This window comes from Pseudomonas sp. B21-051, from assembly GCF_024748795.1.
Classification (GTDB): domain Bacteria; phylum Pseudomonadota; class Gammaproteobacteria; order Pseudomonadales; family Pseudomonadaceae; genus Aquipseudomonas; species Aquipseudomonas putida_A.
Genome location: NZ_CP087166.1, coordinates 1,616,514 through 1,637,975, shown reverse-complemented (window position 1 = coordinate 1,637,975; position 21,462 = coordinate 1,616,514). Strand labels below are relative to the sequence as shown.

The 21,462-nt window shown below is 61.9% G+C and carries 23 protein-coding genes; 12 read left to right on the top strand and 11 right to left on the bottom strand.

The window, feature by feature from the left end; translation table 11 throughout:
• Positions 1 to 175: 175 nt before the first annotated feature.
• The 6 genes from rluB to LOY52_RS07365 all read right to left on the bottom strand — a co-directional run bounded on the left by rluB (position 176) and on the right by LOY52_RS07365 (position 5,151).
• Complete coding sequence (gene rluB / locus LOY52_RS07390) at positions 176 to 1,396, bottom strand: 23S rRNA pseudouridine(2605) synthase RluB (protein WP_258678935.1); 1,221 nt, start codon at positions 1,394 to 1,396, stop codon at positions 176 to 178.
• Positions 1,397 to 1,538: 142 nt separating this feature from the next.
• Positions 1,539 to 1,730, bottom strand: coding sequence for a DUF1289 domain-containing protein (locus LOY52_RS07385; protein ID WP_047292462.1), 192 nt, complete (start codon positions 1,728 to 1,730; stop codon positions 1,539 to 1,541).
• 103 nt (positions 1,731 to 1,833) lie between these two features.
• Positions 1,834 to 2,811, bottom strand: coding sequence for an SMC-Scp complex subunit ScpB (gene scpB, locus LOY52_RS07380; RefSeq protein ID WP_258678934.1), 978 nt, complete (start codon positions 2,809 to 2,811; stop codon positions 1,834 to 1,836).
• An 11-nt stretch (positions 2,812 to 2,822) separates the two neighbouring features.
• Complete coding sequence (locus tag LOY52_RS07375) at positions 2,823 to 3,521, bottom strand: ScpA family protein (protein ID WP_171061841.1); 699 nt, start codon at positions 3,519 to 3,521, stop codon at positions 2,823 to 2,825.
• 123 nt (positions 3,522 to 3,644) lie between these two features.
• Complete coding sequence (locus tag LOY52_RS07370) at positions 3,645 to 4,274, bottom strand: L-threonylcarbamoyladenylate synthase (protein WP_007966016.1); 630 nt, start codon at positions 4,272 to 4,274, stop codon at positions 3,645 to 3,647.
• Positions 4,275 to 4,287: 13 nt separating this feature from the next.
• A complete protein-coding gene (locus LOY52_RS07365) occupies positions 4,288 to 5,151 on the bottom strand; it encodes a PHP domain-containing protein (RefSeq protein WP_003222765.1) in 864 nt (287 codons plus the stop codon).
• Between the two features lie 87 nt (positions 5,152 to 5,238).
• Here LOY52_RS07365 and LOY52_RS07360 point away from each other — a divergent pair, with 87 nt between their 5' ends.
• The 6 genes from LOY52_RS07360 to LOY52_RS07335 all read left to right on the top strand — a co-directional run bounded on the left by LOY52_RS07360 (position 5,239) and on the right by LOY52_RS07335 (position 9,692).
• Positions 5,239 to 5,835 (top strand): septation protein A, encoded by a 597-nt coding sequence (locus LOY52_RS07360; RefSeq protein ID WP_258678933.1) that lies wholly within the window; start codon positions 5,239 to 5,241, stop codon positions 5,833 to 5,835.
• 1 nt (position 5,836) lies between these two features.
• Entirely contained in the window at positions 5,837 to 6,136 is a 300-nt protein-coding gene (locus tag LOY52_RS07355; protein WP_007966019.1) for a YciI family protein, read from the top strand.
• Positions 6,137 to 6,392: 256 nt separating this feature from the next.
• Entirely contained in the window at positions 6,393 to 6,803 is a 411-nt protein-coding gene (locus tag LOY52_RS07350; protein WP_027613976.1) for a translation initiation factor 2, read from the top strand.
• 7 nt (positions 6,804 to 6,810) lie between these two features.
• The gene (locus LOY52_RS07345; protein WP_007966021.1) at positions 6,811 to 7,488 is read left to right on the top strand and encodes a response regulator transcription factor; all 678 of its coding nucleotides are present in this window, start codon (positions 6,811 to 6,813) and stop codon (positions 7,486 to 7,488) included.
• A gap of 245 nt (positions 7,489 to 7,733) precedes the next feature.
• Positions 7,734 to 8,183 (top strand): Spy/CpxP family protein refolding chaperone, encoded by a 450-nt coding sequence (locus LOY52_RS07340; RefSeq protein WP_041073072.1) that lies wholly within the window; start codon positions 7,734 to 7,736, stop codon positions 8,181 to 8,183.
• Positions 8,184 to 8,351: 168 nt separating this feature from the next.
• Entirely contained in the window at positions 8,352 to 9,692 is a 1,341-nt protein-coding gene (locus tag LOY52_RS07335; protein ID WP_258678932.1) for a cell wall metabolism sensor histidine kinase WalK, read from the top strand.
• Between the two features lie 110 nt (positions 9,693 to 9,802).
• Here the strand turns inward: LOY52_RS07335 and LOY52_RS07330 are convergent, their stop codons facing one another.
• Positions 9,803 to 10,369: a nitroreductase family protein gene (locus tag LOY52_RS07330; RefSeq protein ID WP_258678931.1), complete on the bottom strand. Its 567-nt coding sequence runs from the start codon at positions 10,367 to 10,369 to the stop codon at positions 9,803 to 9,805.
• A gap of 121 nt (positions 10,370 to 10,490) precedes the next feature.
• Between LOY52_RS07330 and LOY52_RS07325 the strand changes: the two genes are divergently transcribed.
• Positions 10,491 to 11,945: a TrkH family potassium uptake protein gene (locus LOY52_RS07325; RefSeq protein WP_123589074.1), complete on the top strand. Its 1,455-nt coding sequence runs from the start codon at positions 10,491 to 10,493 to the stop codon at positions 11,943 to 11,945.
• Here the strand turns inward: LOY52_RS07325 and LOY52_RS07320 are convergent.
• A complete protein-coding gene (locus LOY52_RS07320; protein ID WP_258678930.1) occupies positions 11,902 to 12,957 on the bottom strand; it encodes an AraC family transcriptional regulator in 1,056 nt (351 codons plus the stop codon). The genes LOY52_RS07325 and LOY52_RS07320 overlap by 44 nt on opposite strands.
• 164 nt (positions 12,958 to 13,121) lie before the next feature.
• Here LOY52_RS07320 and LOY52_RS07315 point away from each other — a divergent pair, with 164 nt between their 5' ends.
• Both LOY52_RS07315 and LOY52_RS07310 read left to right on the top strand, forming a co-directional pair.
• The gene (locus LOY52_RS07315) at positions 13,122 to 13,433 is read left to right on the top strand and encodes a DUF962 domain-containing protein (protein ID WP_003222750.1); all 312 of its coding nucleotides are present in this window, start codon (positions 13,122 to 13,124) and stop codon (positions 13,431 to 13,433) included.
• Positions 13,434 to 13,459: 26 nt separating this feature from the next.
• Entirely contained in the window at positions 13,460 to 14,050 is a 591-nt protein-coding gene (locus LOY52_RS07310) for an HD domain-containing protein (RefSeq protein ID WP_258678929.1), read from the top strand.
• Positions 14,051 to 14,172: 122 nt separating this feature from the next.
• Here the strand turns inward: LOY52_RS07310 and LOY52_RS07305 are convergent, their stop codons facing one another.
• Positions 14,173 to 14,988 (bottom strand): UDP-2,3-diacylglucosamine diphosphatase, encoded by an 816-nt coding sequence (locus LOY52_RS07305; RefSeq protein ID WP_007966031.1) that lies wholly within the window; start codon positions 14,986 to 14,988, stop codon positions 14,173 to 14,175.
• 136 nt (positions 14,989 to 15,124) lie between these two features.
• On the opposite strand from LOY52_RS07305, the gene LOY52_RS07300 reads away from it, so the two are divergent.
• Positions 15,125 to 15,889: an AraC family transcriptional regulator gene (locus LOY52_RS07300; protein WP_258678928.1), complete on the top strand. Its 765-nt coding sequence runs from the start codon at positions 15,125 to 15,127 to the stop codon at positions 15,887 to 15,889.
• Positions 15,890 to 16,039: 150 nt separating this feature from the next.
• Positions 16,040 to 16,933 carry a DMT family transporter gene (locus LOY52_RS07295; RefSeq protein ID WP_258678927.1) on the top strand — a complete coding sequence of 298 codons (894 nt, stop codon included), beginning with the start codon at positions 16,040 to 16,042 and terminating at the stop codon, positions 16,931 to 16,933.
• On the opposite strand, the gene LOY52_RS07290 is transcribed toward LOY52_RS07295, so the two are convergent.
• Positions 16,927 to 17,214: a SelT/SelW/SelH family protein gene (locus LOY52_RS07290; protein ID WP_258678926.1), complete on the bottom strand. Its 288-nt coding sequence runs from the start codon at positions 17,212 to 17,214 to the stop codon at positions 16,927 to 16,929. The two genes, LOY52_RS07295 and LOY52_RS07290, sit on opposite strands and share 7 nt — an antisense overlap.
• Positions 17,215 to 17,285: 71 nt before the next feature.
• Here LOY52_RS07290 and LOY52_RS07285 point away from each other — a divergent pair, with 71 nt between their 5' ends.
• The gene (locus LOY52_RS07285; RefSeq protein ID WP_258678925.1) at positions 17,286 to 19,487 is read left to right on the top strand and encodes a patatin-like phospholipase family protein; all 2,202 of its coding nucleotides are present in this window, start codon (positions 17,286 to 17,288) and stop codon (positions 19,485 to 19,487) included.
• 142 nt (positions 19,488 to 19,629) lie between these two features.
• On the opposite strand, the gene LOY52_RS07280 is transcribed toward LOY52_RS07285, so the two are convergent.
• Complete coding sequence (locus tag LOY52_RS07280; RefSeq protein ID WP_258678924.1) at positions 19,630 to 21,396, bottom strand: FimV/HubP family polar landmark protein; 1,767 nt, start codon at positions 21,394 to 21,396, stop codon at positions 19,630 to 19,632.
• Positions 21,397 to 21,462: the final 66 nt, after the last annotated feature.

Genomic DNA, 21,462 nt, shown 5'->3' with positions numbered 1-21,462 from the left:
GACTGACGCCTTCGCGAGCAGGCTCGCCCCCACAGCGGATTTGTGTTTGACGCATTTCCAATGTGGGAGCGAGCCTGCTCGCGAAGAGGCCGAATCAGTCGCTACATAACTTCTGCCAGACGAAAAAAAACGCCAACCCTGCGGTTGGCGTTTTTGTTTTAGCTCGAAGCTTGCCTTATTCCGGCTTCTTGCGACCAAAACCCGGACGCTGGCCGGAACCGGCCGGTGCGCCACGGCGCTTGCCCGACGGCTTGTCACCGTCGACCAGCTTGATGCCCGGACGCTTCGGTGCAGGCTTGGCTGGACGCTTGTTGCTGGTGTCGGCAGGACGATCCGCTACCGGCGTACCACGACCGGCAGGCGCACGACCTTCGCCACGCTCGGTACGACCGTTGGCCGGACGCGGTGCGCGCTCGCCATCACGGGCCACTGGCTTGCGGCCCGGACGCTCGCCTTCGATCTGCGGCTCACGGCTCGGACGCGGACCGGTCGGCGCGCCAGCGGCTGGACGCAAGGTACGCACGCGCTCGGTCTTGGCCATCGGCCGCGACGATTTACGCTGCATACGCTCCAGCCTGTCCTTGCTCTTGGCGTTGAGTTGCGGCATCGCCACCGGGGTCAGGCCGACTTCGGCGCTGAGCACGTCGACTTCGTACTGGCTCATTTCGCGCCAGCGGCCCATCGGCAGGTCGGAGTTGAGGAACACCGGACCGAAACGCACGCGCTTCAGACGGCTGACCACCAGGCCCTGGGATTCCCACAGACGACGAACCTCACGGTTACGGCCTTCCATCACCACGCAGTGATACCAGTGGTTGAAGCCTTCGCCGCCCGGTGCCTGCTGAATGTCGGTGAAACGCGCCGGGCCGTCTTCCAGCACCACGCCGGCCTTCAGACGCTCGATCATTTCGTCGTCGACTTCACCGCGTACACGCACGGCGTACTCACGGTCCATCTCGTAGGACGGGTGCATCAGACGGTTGGCCAGTTCACCGTCGGTGGTGAACATCAGCAGACCAGTGGTGTTGATGTCGAGACGACCGATGTTGATCCAGCGGCCTTCTTTCGGACGCGGCAGCTTGTCGAACACGGTCGGACGGCCTTCCGGGTCGTCACGGGTGCAGATCTCGCCATCGGGCTTGTTGTACATGATCACGCGGCGTACCGACTCGGCAGCCTCTTCGCGCTTGATCACCTTGCCATCGATGGTGATGGCGTCGTGCATGTCGACGCGCAGGCCGAGGGTGGCGTCTTTGCCATTGACCTTGATCCGGCCCTGGCTGATCCAGGCTTCGACGTCACGGCGCGAGCCGACGCCGATACGGGCGAGAACCTTCTGCAGTTTTTCGCCTGCTGGGCCGATTTCCTGGTCGTCTTGCTGATTGATGTCACTCATCTGGGCACCTCCCGGTGTGGTCTGTTCAGGCGGCGCCTGAAGCATTGAAATCTGGTTTTCGGGCGAAGGGATCGCCGAAGGGTCGCGAATCATACGCGGATGTGCGCCATCGCGCATCAGAGACTAGCTGATGGTTGGCGACTTATTTCTTTTTCCGCCGACCGGCACCACCGAGCTTGATCAGGCGCAGCGCGGCTTCGGCCAGCACTGTGCGCTTGTCGTCCTTGTCGAGTTTCTTCCAGGCACGGATCTCGCGCTTGCTGCGGCCACAGCCGAGGCAGATGTCGTCGCTGAACTTGCACAGGCTGATGCACGGGTCTTTGGTGGAACTCATGGGGTCTCCCTTGAAGATCAAAAGATCGCAGCCTTCGGCAGCTCCTACAGGGACTGCATTCCAATGTAGGAGCTGCCGCAGGCTGCAATCTTTTCGGCGCGCCTCAGTCTTCGAACTCGCGGCGTTCGGCTTCGATGGCTTCGGCCAGGGCACGCGCCTCGGCTTCTTCTTCGCTCAACTCGGACTCGGACGCTGGTGCCGGTTGTTCGAGGGCGGCGACGGCGGCCAGAAGCTTTTCCCGGGCTTCGGCAACGCCCAGCACGTCCTCTTCCGGTTCGGCTTCAGGCTCGGCCTCAGGTTCAACTTCACTCGTCGGCTCGACGCTCTCGGTTTCAGGCTCAGTCGTCGACGCTTCGCCATCAGCGGCATCGCGCAACAAGTCATCGAAGTCGGTCTTGATCCCCTCTTCCATGCTGTCCAGCTCCAGCAACAGCGTATGGAAACTGGTTTCTTCCTTCGGTTCTTCCGGTTCGCCGCTGGCGTCGGCCCGTTCCTGCACGCCCTGCGGCACTGGTGCGTCGTCAAAATCGAGGACTGGCTCGGTTTCCATCTCGCGCAGCTCAGCCAGCGGTGGCAGATCTTCGAGGTTCTTCAGGTTGAAATGATCGAGAAACGCCTTGGTGGTGGCGAACATCGCCGGTTTGCCCGGTACGTCGCGGTAACCGACGATGCGGATCCACTCGCGCTCGATCAGCGTCTTGACGATGTTGGTGTTGACCGCCACGCCCCGCACGTCCTCGATCTCGCCGCGGGTGATCGGCTGGCGATAGGCGATCAGCGCCATGGTTTCCAGCAGCGCCCGGGAATAGCGTTGCGGACGTTCTTCCCACAAGCGGCCGACCCACGGCGAAAACTTCTCGCGGATCTGCAAGCGGTAGCCGGAGGCCACTTCCTTAAGCTCGAACGCGCGGCCCTCGCAGGACTTGGCCAGCAGGCTGAGGGCTTTCTTGAAGACCGGCGGTTCGGGGCGCTCGCCCTCTTCGAACAGTTCGTAGAGACGTTCAAGCGATTGCGGTTTTCCCGAGGCCAACAGAAAGGCTTCAAGCAGGGGCGCCAGCTCGCGGGGTTCAGTCAGGTTCATGTTTCGACTCGTTATTCGGCTCGGGCTCGCACGTGGATCGCGGCGAACGGCTCATTCTGCACCAGCTCGACCAAGGATTCCTTGACCAGCTCAAGGATTGCCATAAAGGTCACCACCACACCGAGGCGACCTTCCTCGGCAGTGAACAGCTCGACGAATGGCACAAAACCACCGCCCTTGAGCCGTTCAAGCACATCGCTCATGCGCTCGCGGGTCGATAACGCCTCGCGGCTGACCTGATGGCTTTCGAACATGTCGCCCCGGCGCAGCACCTCGGCCATGGACATCAAAATCTCTTCCAGCGCGACGTCCGGCAGCAGCTTGCGCGCCCGGGCTTCGGGGGCGTCGAGCTTGGGCACCACCACGTCGCGCCCGACCCGGCTCAGACCGTCGATGCCTTCGGCGGCAGCCTTGAAGCGCTCGTATTCCTGCAAGCGGCGGATCAGTTCGGCGCGCGGGTCGTCCTCTTCGTCTTCGACGGTTTCGGCGCGTGGCAGGAGCATCCGCGACTTGATCTCGGCCAACATCGCCGCCATCACCAGGTACTCGGCGGCCAGCTCCAGACGCACCGACTGCATCAACTCGACATAGCCCATGTACTGACGGGTGATTTCCGCCACCGGGATGTCGAGAATGTTGATGTTCTGTTTGCGGATCAGGTACAGCAGCAGGTCAAGCGGGCCTTCAAAGGCTTCGAGAAACACTTCCAGCGCATCCGGCGGGATGTACAGGTCCAGCGGCATTTCCGTGACCGCCTGGCCATAGACCATGGCAAACGGCAATTCCTGCTGGGCGCCGGCCTGCGGATCGACAACGGTTTCCACTGCGGACATTCAGGCCTCGACCATGAACGGCGCGGGGTCGCCGCAACCGACGCGGATCACTTCCGGGTCGTCGCCGGTCAGGTCAATCACGGTAGACGCCTTGATCCCGCCGAAACCGCCGTCAATGATCAGGTCCACCTGATGTTCAAGCAATTGACGCATTTCGTACGGGTCACTGAGCGGATCTTCATCGCCGGGCATGATCAGGGTCACGCTCATCAGCGGCTCGCCGAGTTCGGCCAGCAACGCCAGGGCAATCGGATGGCTAGGCACCCGCAGGCCGATGGTGCGTTTTTTCGGATGCAGCAACAGCCGTGGCACTTCACGGGTGGCGTTGAGGATAAAAGTGTAAGGCCCCGGCAGATGCGCCTTGAGAATGCGGAAGGTGCCGGTGTCGATCTTGGCGTAGTTGCCCAGTTGCGACAGGTCACTGCAGATCAGCGCGAAGTTGTGCTTCTCGTCGAGCTGACGCAGACGGCGCACGCGCTCGATCGCGGTCTTGTCGCCGATCTGGCAACCGATGGCGTAGGAAGAGTCCGTGGGATAAATCACCACCCCGCCTTTGCGGATGATCTCGACCGCCTGTTTGATCAGGCGCGCTTGCGGGTTTTCCGGATGGATCTGGAAAAATTGACTCACGTTTTCTACCTGTTCAGACGGCGGCAATATCTGTGTCATGTTTGAACCGACACCACAGGGGTGGAAGGTCCTCGGGAACCGGCCGGTACTGGCCAATCTCGGACCAGCCTCCAGGGCCATGGAAATCACTGCCGGCGCTGACCAGCAGACCGAACTCGCGGGCAAGGATTGCCAGGCTGCCGACCTGTTCCGCAGGCTGATGGCCATTGACCACTTCGATTGCATGCCCGCCCGCTTGAATATAGTCGGCAATCAGCTTTCGGCGCTTGCTGCGGGTGAAATCGTAGTGCCATGGATGCGCCAGACTGACCCACGCCCCGGCGGCGCGCAGGGTGCCGACAGTGTCTTCCAGGGTCGGCCAGTGCTGTTTGACGTCACCCAGCTTGCCGGCGCCGAGCCATTTGCGGAATGCTTCGGCGCGATCCTTTACAAAACCTTCGCGCACCATCCAGTCGGCGAAATGCGGACGGGCCGGGGCGTTGCCGCTGTCACCCAGCTCCTGCTGGATCTGCCGGGCGCCTTCGAGGGCACCGGGCATACCTTTGAGGCCAAGCTTGCGGCTTATTTCTTCCGACCGCAGCCAGCGGCCATCGTGCAATCTGGCGATGGCCTCGACCAATGGCGCGGCGTTGACGTCGAAACCGTAGCCCAGCACATGGATGGTCGCCCCGCCCCAGGTGCAGGACAGTTCGACGCCATTGACCAGTTGCATGCCCAGTTCTTCGGCGGCGCTGCGTGCTTCGGCGAGGCCTTCGAGGGTGTCGTGATCGGTCAACGCCAGGACTCGCACGCCGTTTTCGAACGCACGCGCAACCAGAACCGCAGGCGCCAGGGCGCCATCGGAGGCCGTGCTGTGGCAGTGCAAATCAACATTCACGGGGAGTTGTAACCTCAAATCAGCTGGCGCTATCGCGCGCCCATATGTTTGTTATTATGCCGCCACATCCAGCTTCTGGCTCTCACTGTGAAACAATTCATCGATTTCATCCCGCTTCTGCTGTTTTTCATCGTTTACAAACTTGATCCGCGGGTCGTCGACGTTGCCGGCCATGAAGTGACTGTAGGCGGTATTTACAGCGCCACCGCGATGCTGATCATCAGCTCCCTGGTGGTCTACGGCGCGCTTTTCATCAAACAGCGCAAGCTGGAAAAGAGCCAGTGGCTGACCCTGATCGCCTGTCTGGTTTTCGGCAGCCTGACCCTCGCGTTCCACAGCGAGACCTTCCTCAAATGGAAAGCCCCGGTGGTCAACTGGCTGTTCGCCCTGGCCTTCATCGGTAGTCACTTCATCGGTGACCGCCTGCTGATCAAACGCATAATGGGCCACGCGCTGACCCTGCCGGATCCGGTCTGGACCCGCCTGAACATCGCCTGGATCGCCTTTTTCCTGTTCTGCGGTGCTGCCAACCTGTTCGTGGCATTCACCTTCCAGAGCATCTGGGTCGACTTCAAGGTGTTCGGCAGCCTGGGCATGACCGTGCTGTTCCTGGTCGGTCAGGGCATCTACCTGTCTCGCCATCTGCATGACGCCGATACCACAACGCCGAAAACCGAGGACTGACATGCTCTACGCCATCATTGCCACCGACGTCGCCAACTCGCTCGAAGCCCGCCTCGCCGCGCGCCCGGCCCACCTCGAACGCCTGCAAGTGCTCAAGGGCGAAGGCCGCATCGTACTGGCCGGCCCGCACCCGGCGGTCGACAGCAATGATCCGGGCGCTGCAGGTTTCACCGGCAGCCTGATCGTCGCCGAATTCGACTCCCTGAGCGCCGCCCAGGCCTGGGCCGACGCCGATCCGTACATCGCCGCCGGCGTGTACGCCAATGTGATCGTCAAGCCGTTCAAGCAAGTTTTGCCGTAACCAAGGAATATCGAGGGACTTTGTGGCGAGGGAGCTTGCTCCCGCTGGGTCGCGCAGCGGCCCCGCTTTTCAAAGGCAATGGGACTGCTGCGCAGTCCAGCGGGAGCAAGCTCCCTCGCCACAGTTTCAACAGGTGCCTCAACTCTGCATTGCCTCTGGCACTGAACCTTCCTTATTCTCACCGTTCTCAATCGCTCATTATTCTCGTTTGCCTGCCGACAACCTGCCCAATATCCATTTGCAAGCAGGAATCGCAATGCGCAAAGGTCCGTTGTGTCTGATGTGGGTCACGTTGTCGATCATGGCGCCCGCCCATGGTGAGGAAACCACCGAAAGCGGCAGCTCCACGCCATTGTCGTTAAGTGCCGGCAGTCAGATTACCGAACTGCAGCAGCGCCTGAAGGCCAGCGAGCAGCAGCGGGAAGAACTGAGCAAACAACTGCAAAATGCCGACAACACCCGCGAAAGCGCCCAGCTTGCCCGGTTGCGCCAGGAGAATCAGCGCCTGAAGCTGCAACTCAAGGAAGCCCAGGCCAGTCCCTTGCCGCGTCTGTTGACCGAACAGCAGCAATGGTTCGTCACGGGCGCCGGGGTAGCGCTATTGGCGCTGCTGTGCGGTATCTTTGCCAGTGGAGCAAGCCGAAAACGTCGGCAATGGCTAAATTGAGTGAGTCATGAGCGAGCTGTTACTGATTGATGATGACCAGGAGTTGTGCGAACTCCTGAGTAGCTGGCTGAGCCAGGAAGGCTTCCAGGTACGCGCCTGCCACGATGGCCAGAGCGCGCGCAAGGCGTTGGCCGAATCCGCCCCGGCGGCGGTGGTGCTGGACGTGATGCTGCCCGACGGCAGCGGTCTGGAGCTGCTCAAGCAATTGCGCAGCGAACACGCCGATTTGCCGGTGCTGATGCTCTCGGCCCGGGGCGAACCGCTGGATCGCATTCTCGGTCTGGAGCTGGGCGCCGACGATTACCTGGCCAAACCCTGCGATCCGCGTGAACTCACCGCGCGCCTGCGCGCCGTGCTGCGCCGCAGTCACCCGGCCGCCGTGTCGACCCAGCTCGAACTGGGCGACCTGAGCTTCAGCCCGGTGCGTGGCGTGGTCAGCATCGACGAGAAAGAACTGACCCTCACCGTTTCCGAAAGCCGTTTGCTCGAAGCGCTGCTCAAGCAGCCCGGCGAACCGCTGGACAAACAGGAACTGGCGCAACTGGCCCTCGGCCGCAAGCTGACCCTGTACGACCGCAGCCTCGACATGCACGTCAGCAACCTGCGCAAGAAGATCGGCCCCCACCCCGACGGCCGCCCGCGGATCGTCGCCCTGCGCAGCCGTGGTTACTACTACAGCCTCTGATCCAACCACCGCGACGAGGTCGTCCAACACAACGACGCCCCCCTGTAGGAGCTGCCGAAGGCTGCGATCTTTGCTTTTGAAGATCAGAAGATCGCAGCGTGCCGCAGCTCCTACAGGGGATATGTGTAAGGCTGGAAACAAAGCGTCTTTACCCAAGCTTTACGCAGCGCTGACCGCCGCTGACCTTGATCTCCGTAATCTGAACTCATCCGGAACGTACCGGGAACGAGACAAGGAGATACACCATGCGCAAGACTCTTATCGCTCTGATGTTCGCTGCCGCTCTGCCAACCGTCGCCATGGCCATGCCACAGGATGGTGGCCCGATGGGTGGCCCGCTCGACGGCCCACGCCACGGCGGTCAGATGCACGGCGAACACGGCAAAGGCCCGTACAGCCAACTCGACCTGACCCGCGAACAGCGCGATCAGATCCGCAAGATCATGGGCGAGCAGATGCACGAGCGTCGCCAGGTAGTTGAGAAATACCTGGAAAAACTCTCACCGGCTGACCAGAAAGCCATGAAAGACGAGATGGCCGCCAACCACAAGAAAGCCGAAGCTGACGTACGCAACCTGCTGAAACCGGATCAACAGAAGAAGTTCGACGAGATCCAGAAGAAACAGGCTGAACGCCGCGCCGAATGGGCCGAGTTCAAGGCGTGGAAAGCGCAGCAACCGCAAAAAGCGCAATAATGTTCTAATCACAGGCCCGACGGCTAACCCCGTCGGGCCTGTTTACATCCGAATCTGTAGGAGCTGCCGCAGGCTGCGATCTTCTGATCTTGATCTTGAAACAAAATCAAAAGATCGCAGCCTGCGGCAGCTCCTACAGAGGTTTTGTGTCTGTTCCGAGGGTTTTCTGTGCGTTCATTGTTCTGGCGTATTCTCGCGAGTTTCTGGCTGGCCATCGCTCTGGTGGCGGGGTTATCGATCCTGCTCGGGCACATGCTCAACCAGGACGCGTGGATTCTCAGCCGCCATCCGGGCCTCAACACTTTGGCCGCCGAATGGACGCAAACCTACGAAGCCCAGGGCGAAGACGCCGCGCAGGACATCCTCGAACAACGCAAGCGCCAATATCACATCGATGTGCAGGTGCTGAACGAAAGCGGCGACCCGGTGGTGCGCGGCACTTTCCCGCGCCGGGCCGCCGCCTTCGAAGCACGACAGAACAACGATGACCGACGCCTGCCCTGGCGCCGGCTGACCGACGAATTTACCAGCGAAAAAACCGGCGACACCTACCTGTTCATCTTCCGCATCCCGCACCCGGAACTCGACGCCTGGCACCGCGAAAGCCTGCTCTGGCCGCTGAGTGCGCTGGGCATTGCGCTGGTGGTGCTGACCCTGTTCAGCCTGCTGGTGACCTTCTCCATCACCCGCCCGCTCAGCCGTTTGCGCGGCGCGGTGCATGATCTGGGACAGACCACCTATCAACAGAACAGCCTGGCGAAACTGGCCAACCGCCGCGATGAGTTCGGCGTGCTGGCCAATGACTTCAACCGCATGGGCGCGCGCCTGCAAAGCCTGATCGGCAGTCAGCGTCAGTTGCTGCGCGATGTGTCCCACGAACTGCGCTCACCTCTGGCGCGACTGCGGATTGCGCTGGCACTGGCGGAACGGGCCAATCCTGAAGAACGGGAAAAGCTCTGGCCACGCCTGACCCGCGAATGTGATCGCCTCGAAGCGCTGATCAGCGAAATTCTGGTGCTGGCGCGTGTCGATGCCGACAACGCCAGTGCTGAAGAAGTAGACCTGAATGCGCTGCTCGGCACACTGCAGAAGGACGCGCAACTTGGCTCGCCGGAGCAGACCGTGCGCCTGGATGCGGAACCGCAACTGAGTATGACCGGCTGGCCAACCATGATTGAGCGCGCCGTCGACAACCTGCTGCGCAACGCCCAACGCTTCAACCCAGTGGGGCAGGCAATCGAAATGCAGGCCACACGTCAGGGCGAGCGGATTGTGGTGAGCGTGCGCGACCATGGGCCGGGCGTGCAGGCCGAGCATCTGAGCCAGTTGGGCGAGCCGTTCTACCGGGCGCCGGGGCAGACGGCGCCGGGACATGGCCTGGGCCTGGCGATTGCCAGACGCGCGGCGGAGCGGCATGGCGGGAGTCTGCTGCTGGCCAATCATCCTGACGGCGGGTTTGTCGCCAGTCTGGAATTGCCGTTGGTGCCGGGCGCCGTCGTGCAACCCTGATCAAACCTGTAGGAGTGAGCCTGCTCGCGATAGCGGTGGATCAGACAAAAATTCATTGACTGATCCACCGCTATCGCGAGCAGGCTCACTCCTACATTTGATCGGTGGTGTCAGGCCTTGCCCGGCCAGGCGCTGACGAATTCGGCCAGATCAACCTTCTCGGCCACACGCGGCTCCTTCTGCGGCGTGCCGAGATACAGGAACGCGATCACCTCTTCGCCCTCTGCCAGCCCCAACCCTTGGGCCACATGTTTCGAATACGCCAGATCACCAGTACGCCACACCGCACCAATCCCCTGCGCATACGCCGCCAGCAGAATCCCGTGAGCCGCACACCCAGCCGCCAGCAACTGCTCGGCCTTCGGGTACTTGACGTGATCCTGCAGTTTCGCGATCACCACGACCACCAGCGGCGCCCGCAGCGGGCCGTTGCGCGCCTTGTCGATCATCGCTTCAGTGACTTCGCCTTCCTGCATCTGCGCCGCTTCGGCCAGCAACTCGCCCATCTGCTCGCGTGCCGCGCCTTCGACGGTGAGGAAACGGTACGGCTGCAAGTGGCCGTGATCCGGCGCGCGCAGGGCTGCGCCAAACAGGGCTTCGCGCTGCTCGGCGGTAGGGGCCGGTTCGACCAGGCGTGGAACGGAAACACGGTTGAGCAAAGCGTCGAGAGCCTGCATCGGCCACCTCCTGAGAAAAATGTGCGGCTATTCTAGCGGTATCCGGCAACAGGGTGCCGGTTTACATGCCCTGCCCCACGGGTAGAATGGCGCCCTTCCTACATCAGCCCGAGCGGACTTCATGGCGTTGCCGACCTTACGGATCATTGGTTTCATCATCGGCATCTTCCTGATCACCCTGGCCATCGCCATGGTTGTGCCCATGGCCACCCTGGTGATTTTCGAGCGCACCGGCGATCTGCCGTCGTTTCTCTGGGCGAGCATGATTACCTTCGTCGCCGGCCTTGCACTGGTAATCCCCGGCCGCCCCGAACACATCCACCTGCGCCCGCGCGACATGTATCTGCTGACCGTCAGCAGCTGGCTGGTGGTGTGCATTTTCGCCGCGCTGCCGTTTTTGCTGACCCAGCACATCAGCTACACCGACTCGTTCTTCGAGAGCATGTCCGGCATCACCGCCACCGGCTCGACCGTGCTCAGCGGGCTGGACACCATGTCGCCGGGCATCCTGATGTGGCGCTCGCTGCTGCACTGGCTCGGCGGCATCGGCTTCATCGGCATGGCGGTGGCGATTCTGCCGTTGCTGCGCATCGGTGGCATGCGCCTGTTCCAGACCGAATCGTCCGACCGCTCGGAAAAGGTCATGCCGCGCTCGCACATGGTGGCGCGCCTGATTGTGGCGGCCTACGTCGGCATCACCATCCTCGGCAGCCTGGCGTTCTGGTGGGCCGGGATGAGCCCGTTCGATGCGATCAACCACGCGATGTCGGCGATTTCCACCGGCGGTTTCTCCACCTCCGACCAGTCACTGGCGAAGTGGACGCAACCGGCGGTGCACTGGGTGGCGGTGGTGATCATGATCCTCGGCAGCCTGCCGTTCACCCTGTACGTCGCGACCATGCGCGGCAATCGCAAGGCGCTGATCAAGGATCAGCAAGTGCAGGGTTTGCTCGGCATGTTGCTGGTGACCTGGCTGGTGCTCGGCACCTGGTATTGGTGGACCACCAAGCTGCATTGGCTGGAAGCGCTGCGGCACGTGGCGCTGAACGTGACCTCGGTGGTCACCACCACCGGTTTCGCCCTCGGCGACTACAGCCTGTGGGGCAATTTCTCGCTGATGCTGTTTTTCTATCTGGGCTTTGTCGGGGGCTGCTCCGGCTCGACGGCGGGCGGGATCAAGATATTCCGCTTTCAGGTGGCCTACATCCTGCTCAAGGCCAACCTTAACCAGTTGATTCACCCGCGCGCGGTGATCAAGCAGAAGTACAACGGTCACCGTCTCGACGAAGAGATCGTGCGTTCGATTCTGACTTTTTCGTTCTTCTTCGCGATCACGATTTGCGTGATCGCCCTGCTGCTGTCGCTGCTCGGCGTGGACTGGATGACCGCGTTGACCGGCGCTGCCAGCACCGTGTCCGGCGTCGGCCCGGGCCTGGGCGAGACCATCGGCCCGGCGGGCAACTTTGCCACCTTGCCGGATGCCGCGAAGTGGATCCTGTCGTTCGGCATGCTGCTCGGCCGACTGGAGATCATTACGGTGTTTGTGCTGTGTATTCCGGCCTTTTGGCGTCACTGACCGGCGCCTGCAACAGCCGCGTCCGGTAATCGCCGGGCGTGGTGTCGAACCAGCGGCGAAACGCACGGAAGAAGTTGCTTGGATCGGCAAAACCCAGCAGATAGGCAATCTCCAGCAAGGTCATGTTCGGCTGCGCCAGATACTGCTCGGCCAGTTCGCGACGAGTGTCGTCGAGCAACTGTTGAAAACTGGTGCCCTCCTCCTGCAAACGGCGCTGCAAGGTGCGCTGGGACAGGTGCAGGGTCTGCGCCACGGTATCGCGCTTGGGTTCGCCCTGCGGCAGTAAACGGCACAACACCTGGCGCGCCTTGTGGGTCACGCGGCTTTCGGAAAACCGTGCCAGATATTCTCCGGCAAACCGGTCGTGCAACAGCGCCATGGCTTCGTTGGCGGTGGGCAGTGGCGCCTCCATGTCGGCGCGTTCGAAAATCAGCGCATCGTACGGCGCGTTGAACATCAGTGGCGCATGAAAGGCTTGTCGGTAAGGTTGCAGGTCGGCGGGCTCGTCACCCTGAAACAGCACTTTGACCGGGTGCAGGGTGCGTCCGGTCAACCAGCCGCACAGGCCCAGCGCACAGGCCAGCGAGGCTTCGGCGCTCTGCCGGGTCGGCGGCAGGTGATCGCCATGCACCGTCAGAATCAGCGCATAGCCTTCTTCGAGCAGACGAAAACTCAGGTCGGCGCTCTCGGCGATAATCCGCTGATAACGCACCAGGCGTTGAAAGCCTTCGGCCAGGGTGTTGCTCGACATCAAGGCGTAGCCGGCAACGTGGAATGAGGCCGGACGCACTACTTTGCCCATGTTCAGGCCGATCGCCGGGTTGCCGGACAGCTCGACCGCCCGTTGCCAGAGGCGGGTCATGGAATCTTGCGGGAAGCGCGCATCCGGATCATCCAGGGCGGCGTAATCGAGCCCCAGCTGCTTGAACAGTACCCGGCAATCCAGGCCGTCCATCTCCAATGCTTTGACAATCCCCATCGCCCAGCTTGCAGAAGTCGTTCGTTCGCTCATGGCGTTATTCTTTTACATGATGGATCGCATGTGACGACCCGATTTGCGAAGGATACTAAAGTGGCGCCCATTGTCACTGGCTGATGCCAGTGTTCACTCTAGACTCAAATAAGCTACCCGCCGAACAACTTGCCGTCAGAACAATAACCACAGAGATCGCAGTCGTGGAAAACATCAAGCAATTCAACACTTTCGCCGAGTTCTACCCGTATTACCTCAGCGAACACGCCAACAGTACCTGCCGACGATTGCATTTCATCGGCACCACGCTGGTGATTTTCATTCTGGCCATGACCATCGCCAAAGGCGCGTGGCTGCTGTTACTGGCCCTGCCGCTGGCCGGTTACAGCTTTGCCTGGGTTGGCCACTTCTTCTTTGAAAAGAACCGTCCGGCGACTTTCCAGCATCCGCTGTATAGCCTGCTCGGTGATTTCGTCATGTACCGCGACATGATCCTCGGCCGCGTGGCGTTCTGAAACCCGACCCACTTGGAGGCTTGCCGATGAACGCCAATGCGCGCTTCACCCACATGCAGGACGGCACCGAAGAAGACTGGGCGATCATCGCCGCGGACTTCAGCGCTTACGCCCGGCAACTGCCGTCACGGATTGTCGCGCACCTGAAGTTGCTCGAAGGCGATTTCGGCGGCTTCCCGGTGGATCGCCTGACCCATTCGCTGCAAACCGCGACCCGTGCCTATCGCGACGGGCGTGACGAGGAATACGTGGTCTGTGCGCTGCTGCATGACATCGGCGACACCCTCGGCTCCTACAACCACCCGGACATCGCGGCGGCGATTCTCAAGCCGTTCGTCAGCGCCGAGAACCTGTGGATGGTCGAGAAGCACGGGGTCTTTCAGGGCTACTACTTCTTCCATCACCTGGGCATGGATCGGCACCTGCGCGAGCAATTCGCCGCGCATCCGCAGTATCAGGCTACGGCGGAGTTCTGCGCCAGGTACGATGCAGCGGCGTTCGACCCGGCCTATGAAACCCTGCCGCTGAGCTTCTTCGAGCCGATGCTGGAGCGGCTGTTTGCGCAGCCCAAGCACTCGATCTACAAGGCGGCGATGGAAGAACACAGCCCGGCCTGAGAACACCACAACTCAAAATGTGGGAGCGAGCCTGCTCGCGAATGCGTAGTGTCAGGCAACGCTGCTTTGCCTGATGTAACGCTTTCGCGAGCAGGCTCGCTCCCACAGGGGATCTGTGTCGTTCAGGCGATCTCGGCAACCTTGGCCGCCTTGAGCTGCGCCTCCCGCGCCTGCGCATCCGCCAAGCGATACAGCTCGATCGTGCCATCCCAGTGCTCGATCAACGCCGTGCACGACTCCACCCAATCGCCGCAGTTGAGGTAGTCCACCTCCCCCACCTTGCGGATCTCGGCATGGTGAATGTGCCCGCAGACCACGCCGTGCAATTCGCGCTTAACGCATTCGTGGGCGATGGCTTCTTCGAAGTCGCTGATGAAACTCACCGCCGTCTTCACCTTGTGTTTCAGGTACGCCGACAACGACCAGTAGCCGTAGCCATAACGCGCTCGCCAGTGATTGAGCCAGCGATTGAGGGTCAGGGTAAATTCGTAGGCCGAGTCACCGAGGAAGGCCAGCCAGCGGTGATAACGGGTGATCACGTCGAACTGGTCGCCATGGATCACCAGCAGGTGCCGGCCATCCGCCGTGACATGCACAGCCTCGTCGACCAACTGGATGTTGCCGAGAATCAGCTTCGAATAGCGGCGCAGGAATTCGTCGTGGTTGCCGGTGACGTAGATCACCTCGGTGCCGCGCTTGCTCATGGTCAGCAGGCGGCGGATCACGTTGGTGTGCGCCTGCGGCCAGTACATGCCGCCGCGCAGCTTCCAGCCGTCGATGATGTCACCGACCAGGTAGATCTTGTCGGCGTGGTAGCCCTTGAGAAACTGCGACAAGTGCTCGGCCTGGCAATCCCGCGTGCCCAGGTGCACGTCGGAAATCCACAAAGTACGCACCCGTTGTTTGCGGCTGGGTTTGGCAAGCTCGGCGCTGGTCATGGGCAACCCTCTGCGATGTTTTCGCCACTGTGCACGCGCCGGGTGAATCGACCATGACAGGCAGGCGTCAGTCGTGTGACAGCGCGCGAGCCCGTCGGCCCGGTGTAGACTGGCGCTCACTTCGGAGACCTCTGCCATGCGCCCGATCCTCACTCTGCGCCAATACACCCACGACCTGATCGTCCACAGTCACGACCACGCGCAACTGGTGTTCGGCCTGTCCGGCGCGCTGGATTTCGAAGTCGAGGGTCAGGGCAGCCAGGTACGCCAGCAGAGTTTCGTGGTGGTTCCCGGCGGCGCGCATCACGCTTGCGGCAGCCCCGATGGCAGCCGTTGTCTGGTGCTGGACGTGCCGGACGGGCCATGGCTGAACGATTCGCTGGGCGAGCACGCCGACGCCAGTCAGCGCTTGCTCGACCAGCCTGCGCGATTGTCACTTGATGCCGGGCAAAGCCAATTGGTCAACTGGCTGGCGAACAGCCCGGTCACGGATCCGCTGATCGCCCAGCAAGGCGCGGTGTTGCTGCTGGCCAGCCTGAATCACGCCAGACCTGCCGAACTCTCGGCGCGGCGCCTGCCGTATGCGGCGCTGGATGCGCACATCGAGCAATACGCCGCCTACCCGCTGCAAGTGGCCGATCTGGCGCAGGTCGCCGGCTTGTCCAGCGCCCGGCTGCACGCACGGTTCATGGCGGAATGCGGGCAGACGCCGATGGACTACATTCGCCGCCGACGGCTGCACAAGGCGGTTGGTCTGTTGCGCGAGACCGCGTTGCCGATCGGCGAAATTGCCAGTCGGGTCGGCTACAGCTCGCAAAGTGCCTTCTCGGCCGCCGTGCTGCGAGAGTTCGGCGCCTCACCCGGCCAGTTGCGCCGCGATTCCAGCGACAAAAAACGCTAGTTCGCCGACAGACTTCTGCGCCGTAAAACGCTTCAATGTGCTTCACCTGTAGGAGCTGCCGCAGGCTGCGATCTTGTGACTTTTCAAGATCAAAAGATCGCAGCCTGCGGCAGCTCCTACATTGAATCTGTGTTCGGATTAAGGATTGCAATGACTCCGCGTACCGCCCTCGGCGCCCTGCATATCGGCGCTCTGATGTTCGGCCTGACCGGTGTGTTCGGCAAACTCGCGGCTGCCTCGCCGGCGGTGATCGTCTTCGGACGTGCAGCGTTTGCCGTGCTCGCCCTGGCCTTTTTCGCCCGCTTCGCCAGCCAGTACGGCTGGCAGAAGCTGCAGGCGGTCGACTGGCGGCGCCTGGTGCTCAGCGGCGTGTTGCTGGCCGGGCACTGGGTGAGTTTTTTCATCGCGGTAAAAGTCGCCGGCGTGGCGATTGCGACGCTGGGCTTTGCCAGCTTCCCGGCGTTCACGGTGATTCTCGAAGGGCTGATCTTCCGCGAACGCATCCGCGCCAATGAAATCGTGCTGGTGGTGCTGGTCAGCGTCGGTCTGGTGCTGGTAACTCCGGCGTTCGATCTGGCCAGCGGCGCCACCACCGGATTGCTCTGGGCGGTGCTGTCGGGCTTGCTGTTCGCCCTGCTGTCGCTGACCAACCGTGCCAGTTCCGGACGCATCCCGGCGGTGCAGGCCGCGTTGTGCCAGAACGTGGTGGTGGCGCTGTGTCTGCTGCCGGTCGCTGCCCCGCAACTGAGCGAAGTACGCGCGATGGACTGGCTGTGGATCGGCCTGCTTGGAGTGTTCTGCACCGGGGTCGCCCACAGCCTGTTCGTCGCCAGCCTCGCGGTGATCAAGGCGCGCACCGCCGCCGTGGTGTTCGCCATGGAGCCGGTTTACGGCATCACCGTCGCCTGGCTGCTGTTCGATGAAAACCCGACCGTGCGCATGCTGATCGGTGGCGCGCTGATCATCATCGCCATCGTGGTCTCGGCGCGGATGTCAGGCAGCGCCGACAAGAAAACCGTCGCCGCCGAAGCCGCGTCTCACTGAGAGCGATCGTTGTGGCCGAGGTCGCGCGCAGGATCGATCTGATCGCGCACTCGCTGCTTGAGCACCTTGGCCTCGGGAAAACCGCCGTCGGCCTTGCGTTCCCAGATCTGCACATCGTCGCAGCTGATGTGAAACACCCCGCCGGTGCCCGGCACCAGCGAGACCTTGCCGAGGTCGTCGCCGAAGGTGCTGAGCAGTTCCTGTGCCAGCCACGCGGCGCGCAGCAGCCACTGGCATTGGGTGCAATAAGTGATGACGATTTCCGGTTTTGCAGCAGACATGTTCGCTGAAACTCCTGAGACAGAGGGCGCCGCTATAATAGCCGGCTTTATCGCTTGCCCCGAGACTCACCATGCGCCGTTTGCTGTTCTGTCTGCTGCTTGGCTTTCTGCCCCTCTTTGCTAATGTCACCGTGCATGCCGCCGAAGCGCCACGTCCGAAAGTCGGCCTGGTGCTGTCCGGCGGTGCCGCTCGTGGCCTGGCGCACATCGGTGTGCTCAAGGCCCTCGAGGAACAAGGGATCAAGATCGACGCGATTGCTGGCACCAGCATGGGCGCGGTGGTTGGCGGCCTGTATGCCTCGGGCTACAAAATCGACGAACTGGAAAAACTCGCGCTGAACATCGACTGGCAGCAGGCACTGTCCGACGCGCCGCCACGCGAGGACGTGCCGTTTCGCCGCAAGCAGGACGACCGCGATTTTCTGGTGAAACAGCAACTGAGTTTTCGCGATGACGGTAGCCTCGGCCTGCCGCTGGGGGTGATTCAGGGCCAGAACCTGGCGCTGATGCTGGAGAGCCTGTTGGCGCACACCAGTGACACCCGCGACTTCGACAAACTGCCGATTCCCTTCCGAGCCGTGGCCACCGACATCGCCAATGGCGAAAAAGTGGTGTTCCGCAAAGGCCACCTGCCGCAGGTGATCCGCGCCAGCATGTCGATCCCGGCGGTGTTCGCCCCAGTCGAACTCGACGGGCGGCTGCTGGTGGACGGCGGCATGACCGATAACATCCCGCTCGACGTCGCGCGGGAGATGGGCGTTGATGTGGCGATCGTGGTCGACATCGGCACCCCGCTGCGCAACCGCAAGCAACTGACCACCGTGGTTGATGTGCTGAACCAGTCGATCACCCTGATGACCCGGCGCAACTCCGAAGAGCAACTGGCCGCCCTCAAACCCAGCGACGTGCTGATCCAGCCTGCGCTGGCGGCATTCGGCGTGACCGATTTCGGCAAGGCCCAGGAAATGATCGACGCCGGTTACCGCGCCACGCGGATTCTCGACGCCCGCCTCGCTCAGCTCAAACCTCAGGAATCCCAGGACGCCGAACTCAATGCGGCCCGCGCCCCGGGCCAGCGCACGCCGATCATCACCGCGATCAGGGTCGAGAACGATTCGAAAGTCGGCGACGACGTGATTCGCTATTACATTCGTCAGCCGATCGGCGAACCGCTGGACCTTGGTCGGCTGCATTCGGACATGGGCACGCTGTACGGCCTCGACTACTTCGAACAGGTGCAGTACCGCGTGGTGCACAAGGGCCAGGATCACACGCTGGTGATCAGCGCCCGGGGCAAACGCAGCGGCACCGATTATCTGCGGGTCGGCCTTAATCTGTCGGACGACATGCGCGGTGACAGCGCCTTCAACCTCGGCGCCAGTTACCGCATCAACGGCATCAACCGCCTCGGCGCGGAATGGCTGACCCGCGCGCAGATCGGTGACAAGCAGGAACTGTATACCGAGTTCTATCAACCGCTGGACGTCGGTTCACGCTACTTCGTCGCCCCGTATGCTGCGTTTGAAGCGCAGAACGTCGATTCAATACTCGACAACGATCCGATCGCCCAATACCGCGTCGAGCGCTATGGTTTCGGCCTCAATTTCGGCCGGCAGATCGGCAACAATGGCGAAATCCGTCTCGGGGTCGGTGAGGCTTGGGGCAAAGCGGATGTGCGGATCGGCGATCAGGATCTGCCGAGGGAAAACTTCACTGAAGGTTTCTACTCACTGAAATACTCGTTCGACTCGCTGGACAACGTCTACTTCCCCCACGAGGGCAAGGACGTCAGCCTGACCCTGATGCAATTCGAACCGGGCCTGGGTTCGGACACGCGCTACCGGCAATGGGAATTCAAGCTCGATAAAGCCATGAGCCATGGCCCGGATACGCTGATTCTCGGCGGCCGTTATGGCCGAACGCTGGACGATGCCAACGTGGTGACGTCGAGCTTCCTGCTCGGCGGTGCACGGCAGTTATCCGGTTTTCGCGAGGATTCGATTTCAGGGCAAAACGTCAGCCTGATGCGCGCGGTGTACTACCGCCGGCTGACGCCGCGTTCCTATCTGCCGCTGGACTTCCCGCTGTATGCCGGGGCTTCGCTGGAACGTGGGCGGGCGTGGAACAACGACAATGAATTCGACAGCGGCTACATCAATGCCGCCAGCGTGTTTATCGGCTTCGATACGCCGTTGGGACCGCTGAACTTCACCTATGGCTTGAATGATGCGAATGAGCAGGCGGTTTATTTGAATCTGGGGCAGACGTTCTGATCATTCAGGTGGATCGATGTTGTCGGCCCTGACGCCTTCGCGAGCAAGCTCGCTCCCACAATGGAACGCATTCCAACTGTGGGAGCTAGCTTGCTCGCGAAGGCGATAGTCCAGTCACCGCACAATACCGGTGACTCAACCATCAGCGAATACCCGCGAGTAACGTCCGCGCCGTTTGCTTGAGGGGTTCGTCCCCCTCCTTGAGCAACTCATTGAGCAAGGCAATAGCGCTGTCGATATCCCCGTCATCAATGCAAGTCTGCGCCTGTTCGAGCTTCTCAGAACCGTGTTCCGGCTCAGTGCCCCCAAGCTCCAGCGGTTCCAGCACCAGCGATTGCTCAGGATCACCGAACTCGTTGAGAAAGTCATCGTCCAGCGGCTGCGCATCCGGTTCGGGGATCCACTCCAGCTCCGTCTCTTCGCTGGCCCCGGTTTCGGGCAACTCGAAGTCCGCTGGCAGGATTTCAAGATCGGAGTTCGATGCAGACCGTTCTACGGGCTGCTCAGGTGCTGAGCGACTGTCCTCAAGATCCCAACTGGAAGCCATCGACAGCTCACCCAGATTCAATTCGAAATCATCCTCGGGCGGCGGTGTTGCAGGCGCCACCGCTGGAGCAGCGACCATCGGCACTGCCGGGGTTATCGGCGCAGCGCCGGTCAATTTTGGATGCCGCTCACGGATCGCAGACAGTTGCTGAGGATCCACCCCGGCATCACGCAGGCGGTTTTCCTGTTGTTCATAAGCTGCGCTGTCGCCTTGGCGCCCCAACACTTCGAGCAATTGCACACCCAACTCGGTGCGCTCGGGCTCCTTGTCCATGGCATTGCGCAACAACCCGACCGCCTCACTCAAACGACCATAAGCCAGATAGATCCCCACCGCCTCCAGCACATCGCCGGCCGCCGGTTCTTCACGGTGTTCGGTGGCTGCGCGGATGCTCGCCGATTGAGTGGTTGGCGGCTCTTCAGGATCTGTTTGCCGATCTGCCGGCAGAGCTGCCAGTGGCGCCGCGCCCTCCACCAGTTGCCGCCGACGTCGTACGAACAGCCCGGCACCCAATAATCCCAGCAGCATCAGCAAGCCACCGAGCAGCGGCCAGTTGAGGCCATCGTCGGCAGCTTCAGGCGCGGTGATGACTGGCGCGGGAGTTGGCGGCGTGAGGGCCGGTGCCGGCGGCTGTTGCAGTTCGCTCAAACGCGTTTGCAGATCACTGATCTGCTTTTTGCCGTCGGCAATCTGCACATCCTGCGCCTGCAGTCTGGCGTTGAGTTCCTCGACGGTCTTTTGCAGCTGCTGATTGAGTAACACGCTGGCCGCCAATTGCTCGGCCACGGCATCGTTGGCTGGCGCCGCCGGAGCGGGTGGCGCTGAAGGGGCGGCGTCGCGCTTGCCCTGAGCAGCCTGAGGCGCCGCCGTGGCGGGCTCGACGGTGGGGAATTCAGAGGATTGCGGGCGTGGATCGGGCTCGTCGGTGGCCGGCACGATGCTCGGCGATCCGGGCGGATCGATCAGCAGCGTGTACTCGCGCAACAAGCGGCCATTGGGCTGATCGAGCTGCACCAGAAAATTCAGAAAGGGTTCATTGACCGGTTTGCGCGAGGTCACCCGGATCATCTGGCGATTGCCATGCAGGATCGGGGTGAACTTGAGGTCATTGAGGAAGAACACCCGCTCGACCCCGGCCCGGCCGAATTCATCAGCCGTGGCCAGGCTGGCCGAGAGGTCGCCGGCACTGAGGCCCGCGGCATCCACCAGCGCGATGTCGGCCTTGAGCGGCTGATTGAGGGCCGAGTGGACGGTAATGTCCCCCAGCCCCAGCGCCATCGACCAGGTCGAATAGCTGAATACACCAGCGACCAGCAGCCATCTGGCGCCACCGCGCAGTACCACGTGCCGACTTGCGAGCATGAGCATCCCTTAAATAAGCAAAACCGGTTTCTATGCGTTCGCACATCCGGTACGAACACGATATTG

Excerpts from the sequence above, each read along its gene's own strand:
- LOY52_RS07295 (WP_258678927.1), top strand. The coding sequence starts at position 16,040 with ATGACTCCGCGTACCGCCCTCGGCGCCCTGCATATCGGCGCTCTGATG.
- scpB (WP_258678934.1), bottom strand. The coding sequence starts at position 2,811 with ATGAACCTGACTGAACCCCGCGAGCTGGCGCCCCTGCTTGAAGCCTTT.
- LOY52_RS07320 (WP_258678930.1), bottom strand. The coding sequence starts at position 12,957 with ATGAGCGAACGAACGACTTCTGCAAGCTGGGCGATGGGGATTGTCAAA.
- LOY52_RS07355 (WP_007966019.1), top strand. The coding sequence starts at position 5,837 with ATGCTCTACGCCATCATTGCCACCGACGTCGCCAACTCGCTCGAAGCC.
- LOY52_RS07280 (WP_258678924.1), bottom strand. The coding sequence starts at position 21,396 with ATGCTCGCAAGTCGGCACGTGGTACTGCGCGGTGGCGCCAGATGGCTG.
- LOY52_RS07310 (WP_258678929.1), top strand. The coding sequence starts at position 13,460 with ATGAACGCCAATGCGCGCTTCACCCACATGCAGGACGGCACCGAAGAA.
- LOY52_RS07285 (WP_258678925.1), top strand. The coding sequence starts at position 17,286 with ATGCGCCGTTTGCTGTTCTGTCTGCTGCTTGGCTTTCTGCCCCTCTTT.
- LOY52_RS07345 (WP_007966021.1), top strand. The coding sequence starts at position 6,811 with ATGAGCGAGCTGTTACTGATTGATGATGACCAGGAGTTGTGCGAACTC.
- LOY52_RS07290 (WP_258678926.1), bottom strand. The coding sequence starts at position 17,214 with ATGTCTGCTGCAAAACCGGAAATCGTCATCACTTATTGCACCCAATGC.
- LOY52_RS07340 (WP_041073072.1), top strand. The coding sequence starts at position 7,734 with ATGCGCAAGACTCTTATCGCTCTGATGTTCGCTGCCGCTCTGCCAACC.
- LOY52_RS07305 (WP_007966031.1), bottom strand. The coding sequence starts at position 14,988 with ATGACCAGCGCCGAGCTTGCCAAACCCAGCCGCAAACAACGGGTGCGT.
- LOY52_RS07350 (WP_027613976.1), top strand. The coding sequence starts at position 6,393 with ATGCGCAAAGGTCCGTTGTGTCTGATGTGGGTCACGTTGTCGATCATG.
- LOY52_RS07385 (WP_047292462.1), bottom strand. The coding sequence starts at position 1,730 with ATGAGTTCCACCAAAGACCCGTGCATCAGCCTGTGCAAGTTCAGCGAC.
- LOY52_RS07325 (WP_123589074.1), top strand. The coding sequence starts at position 10,491 with ATGGCGTTGCCGACCTTACGGATCATTGGTTTCATCATCGGCATCTTC.
- LOY52_RS07330 (WP_258678931.1), bottom strand. The coding sequence starts at position 10,369 with ATGCAGGCTCTCGACGCTTTGCTCAACCGTGTTTCCGTTCCACGCCTG.
- rluB (WP_258678935.1), bottom strand. The coding sequence starts at position 1,396 with ATGAGTGACATCAATCAGCAAGACGACCAGGAAATCGGCCCAGCAGGC.
- LOY52_RS07300 (WP_258678928.1), top strand. The coding sequence starts at position 15,125 with ATGCGCCCGATCCTCACTCTGCGCCAATACACCCACGACCTGATCGTC.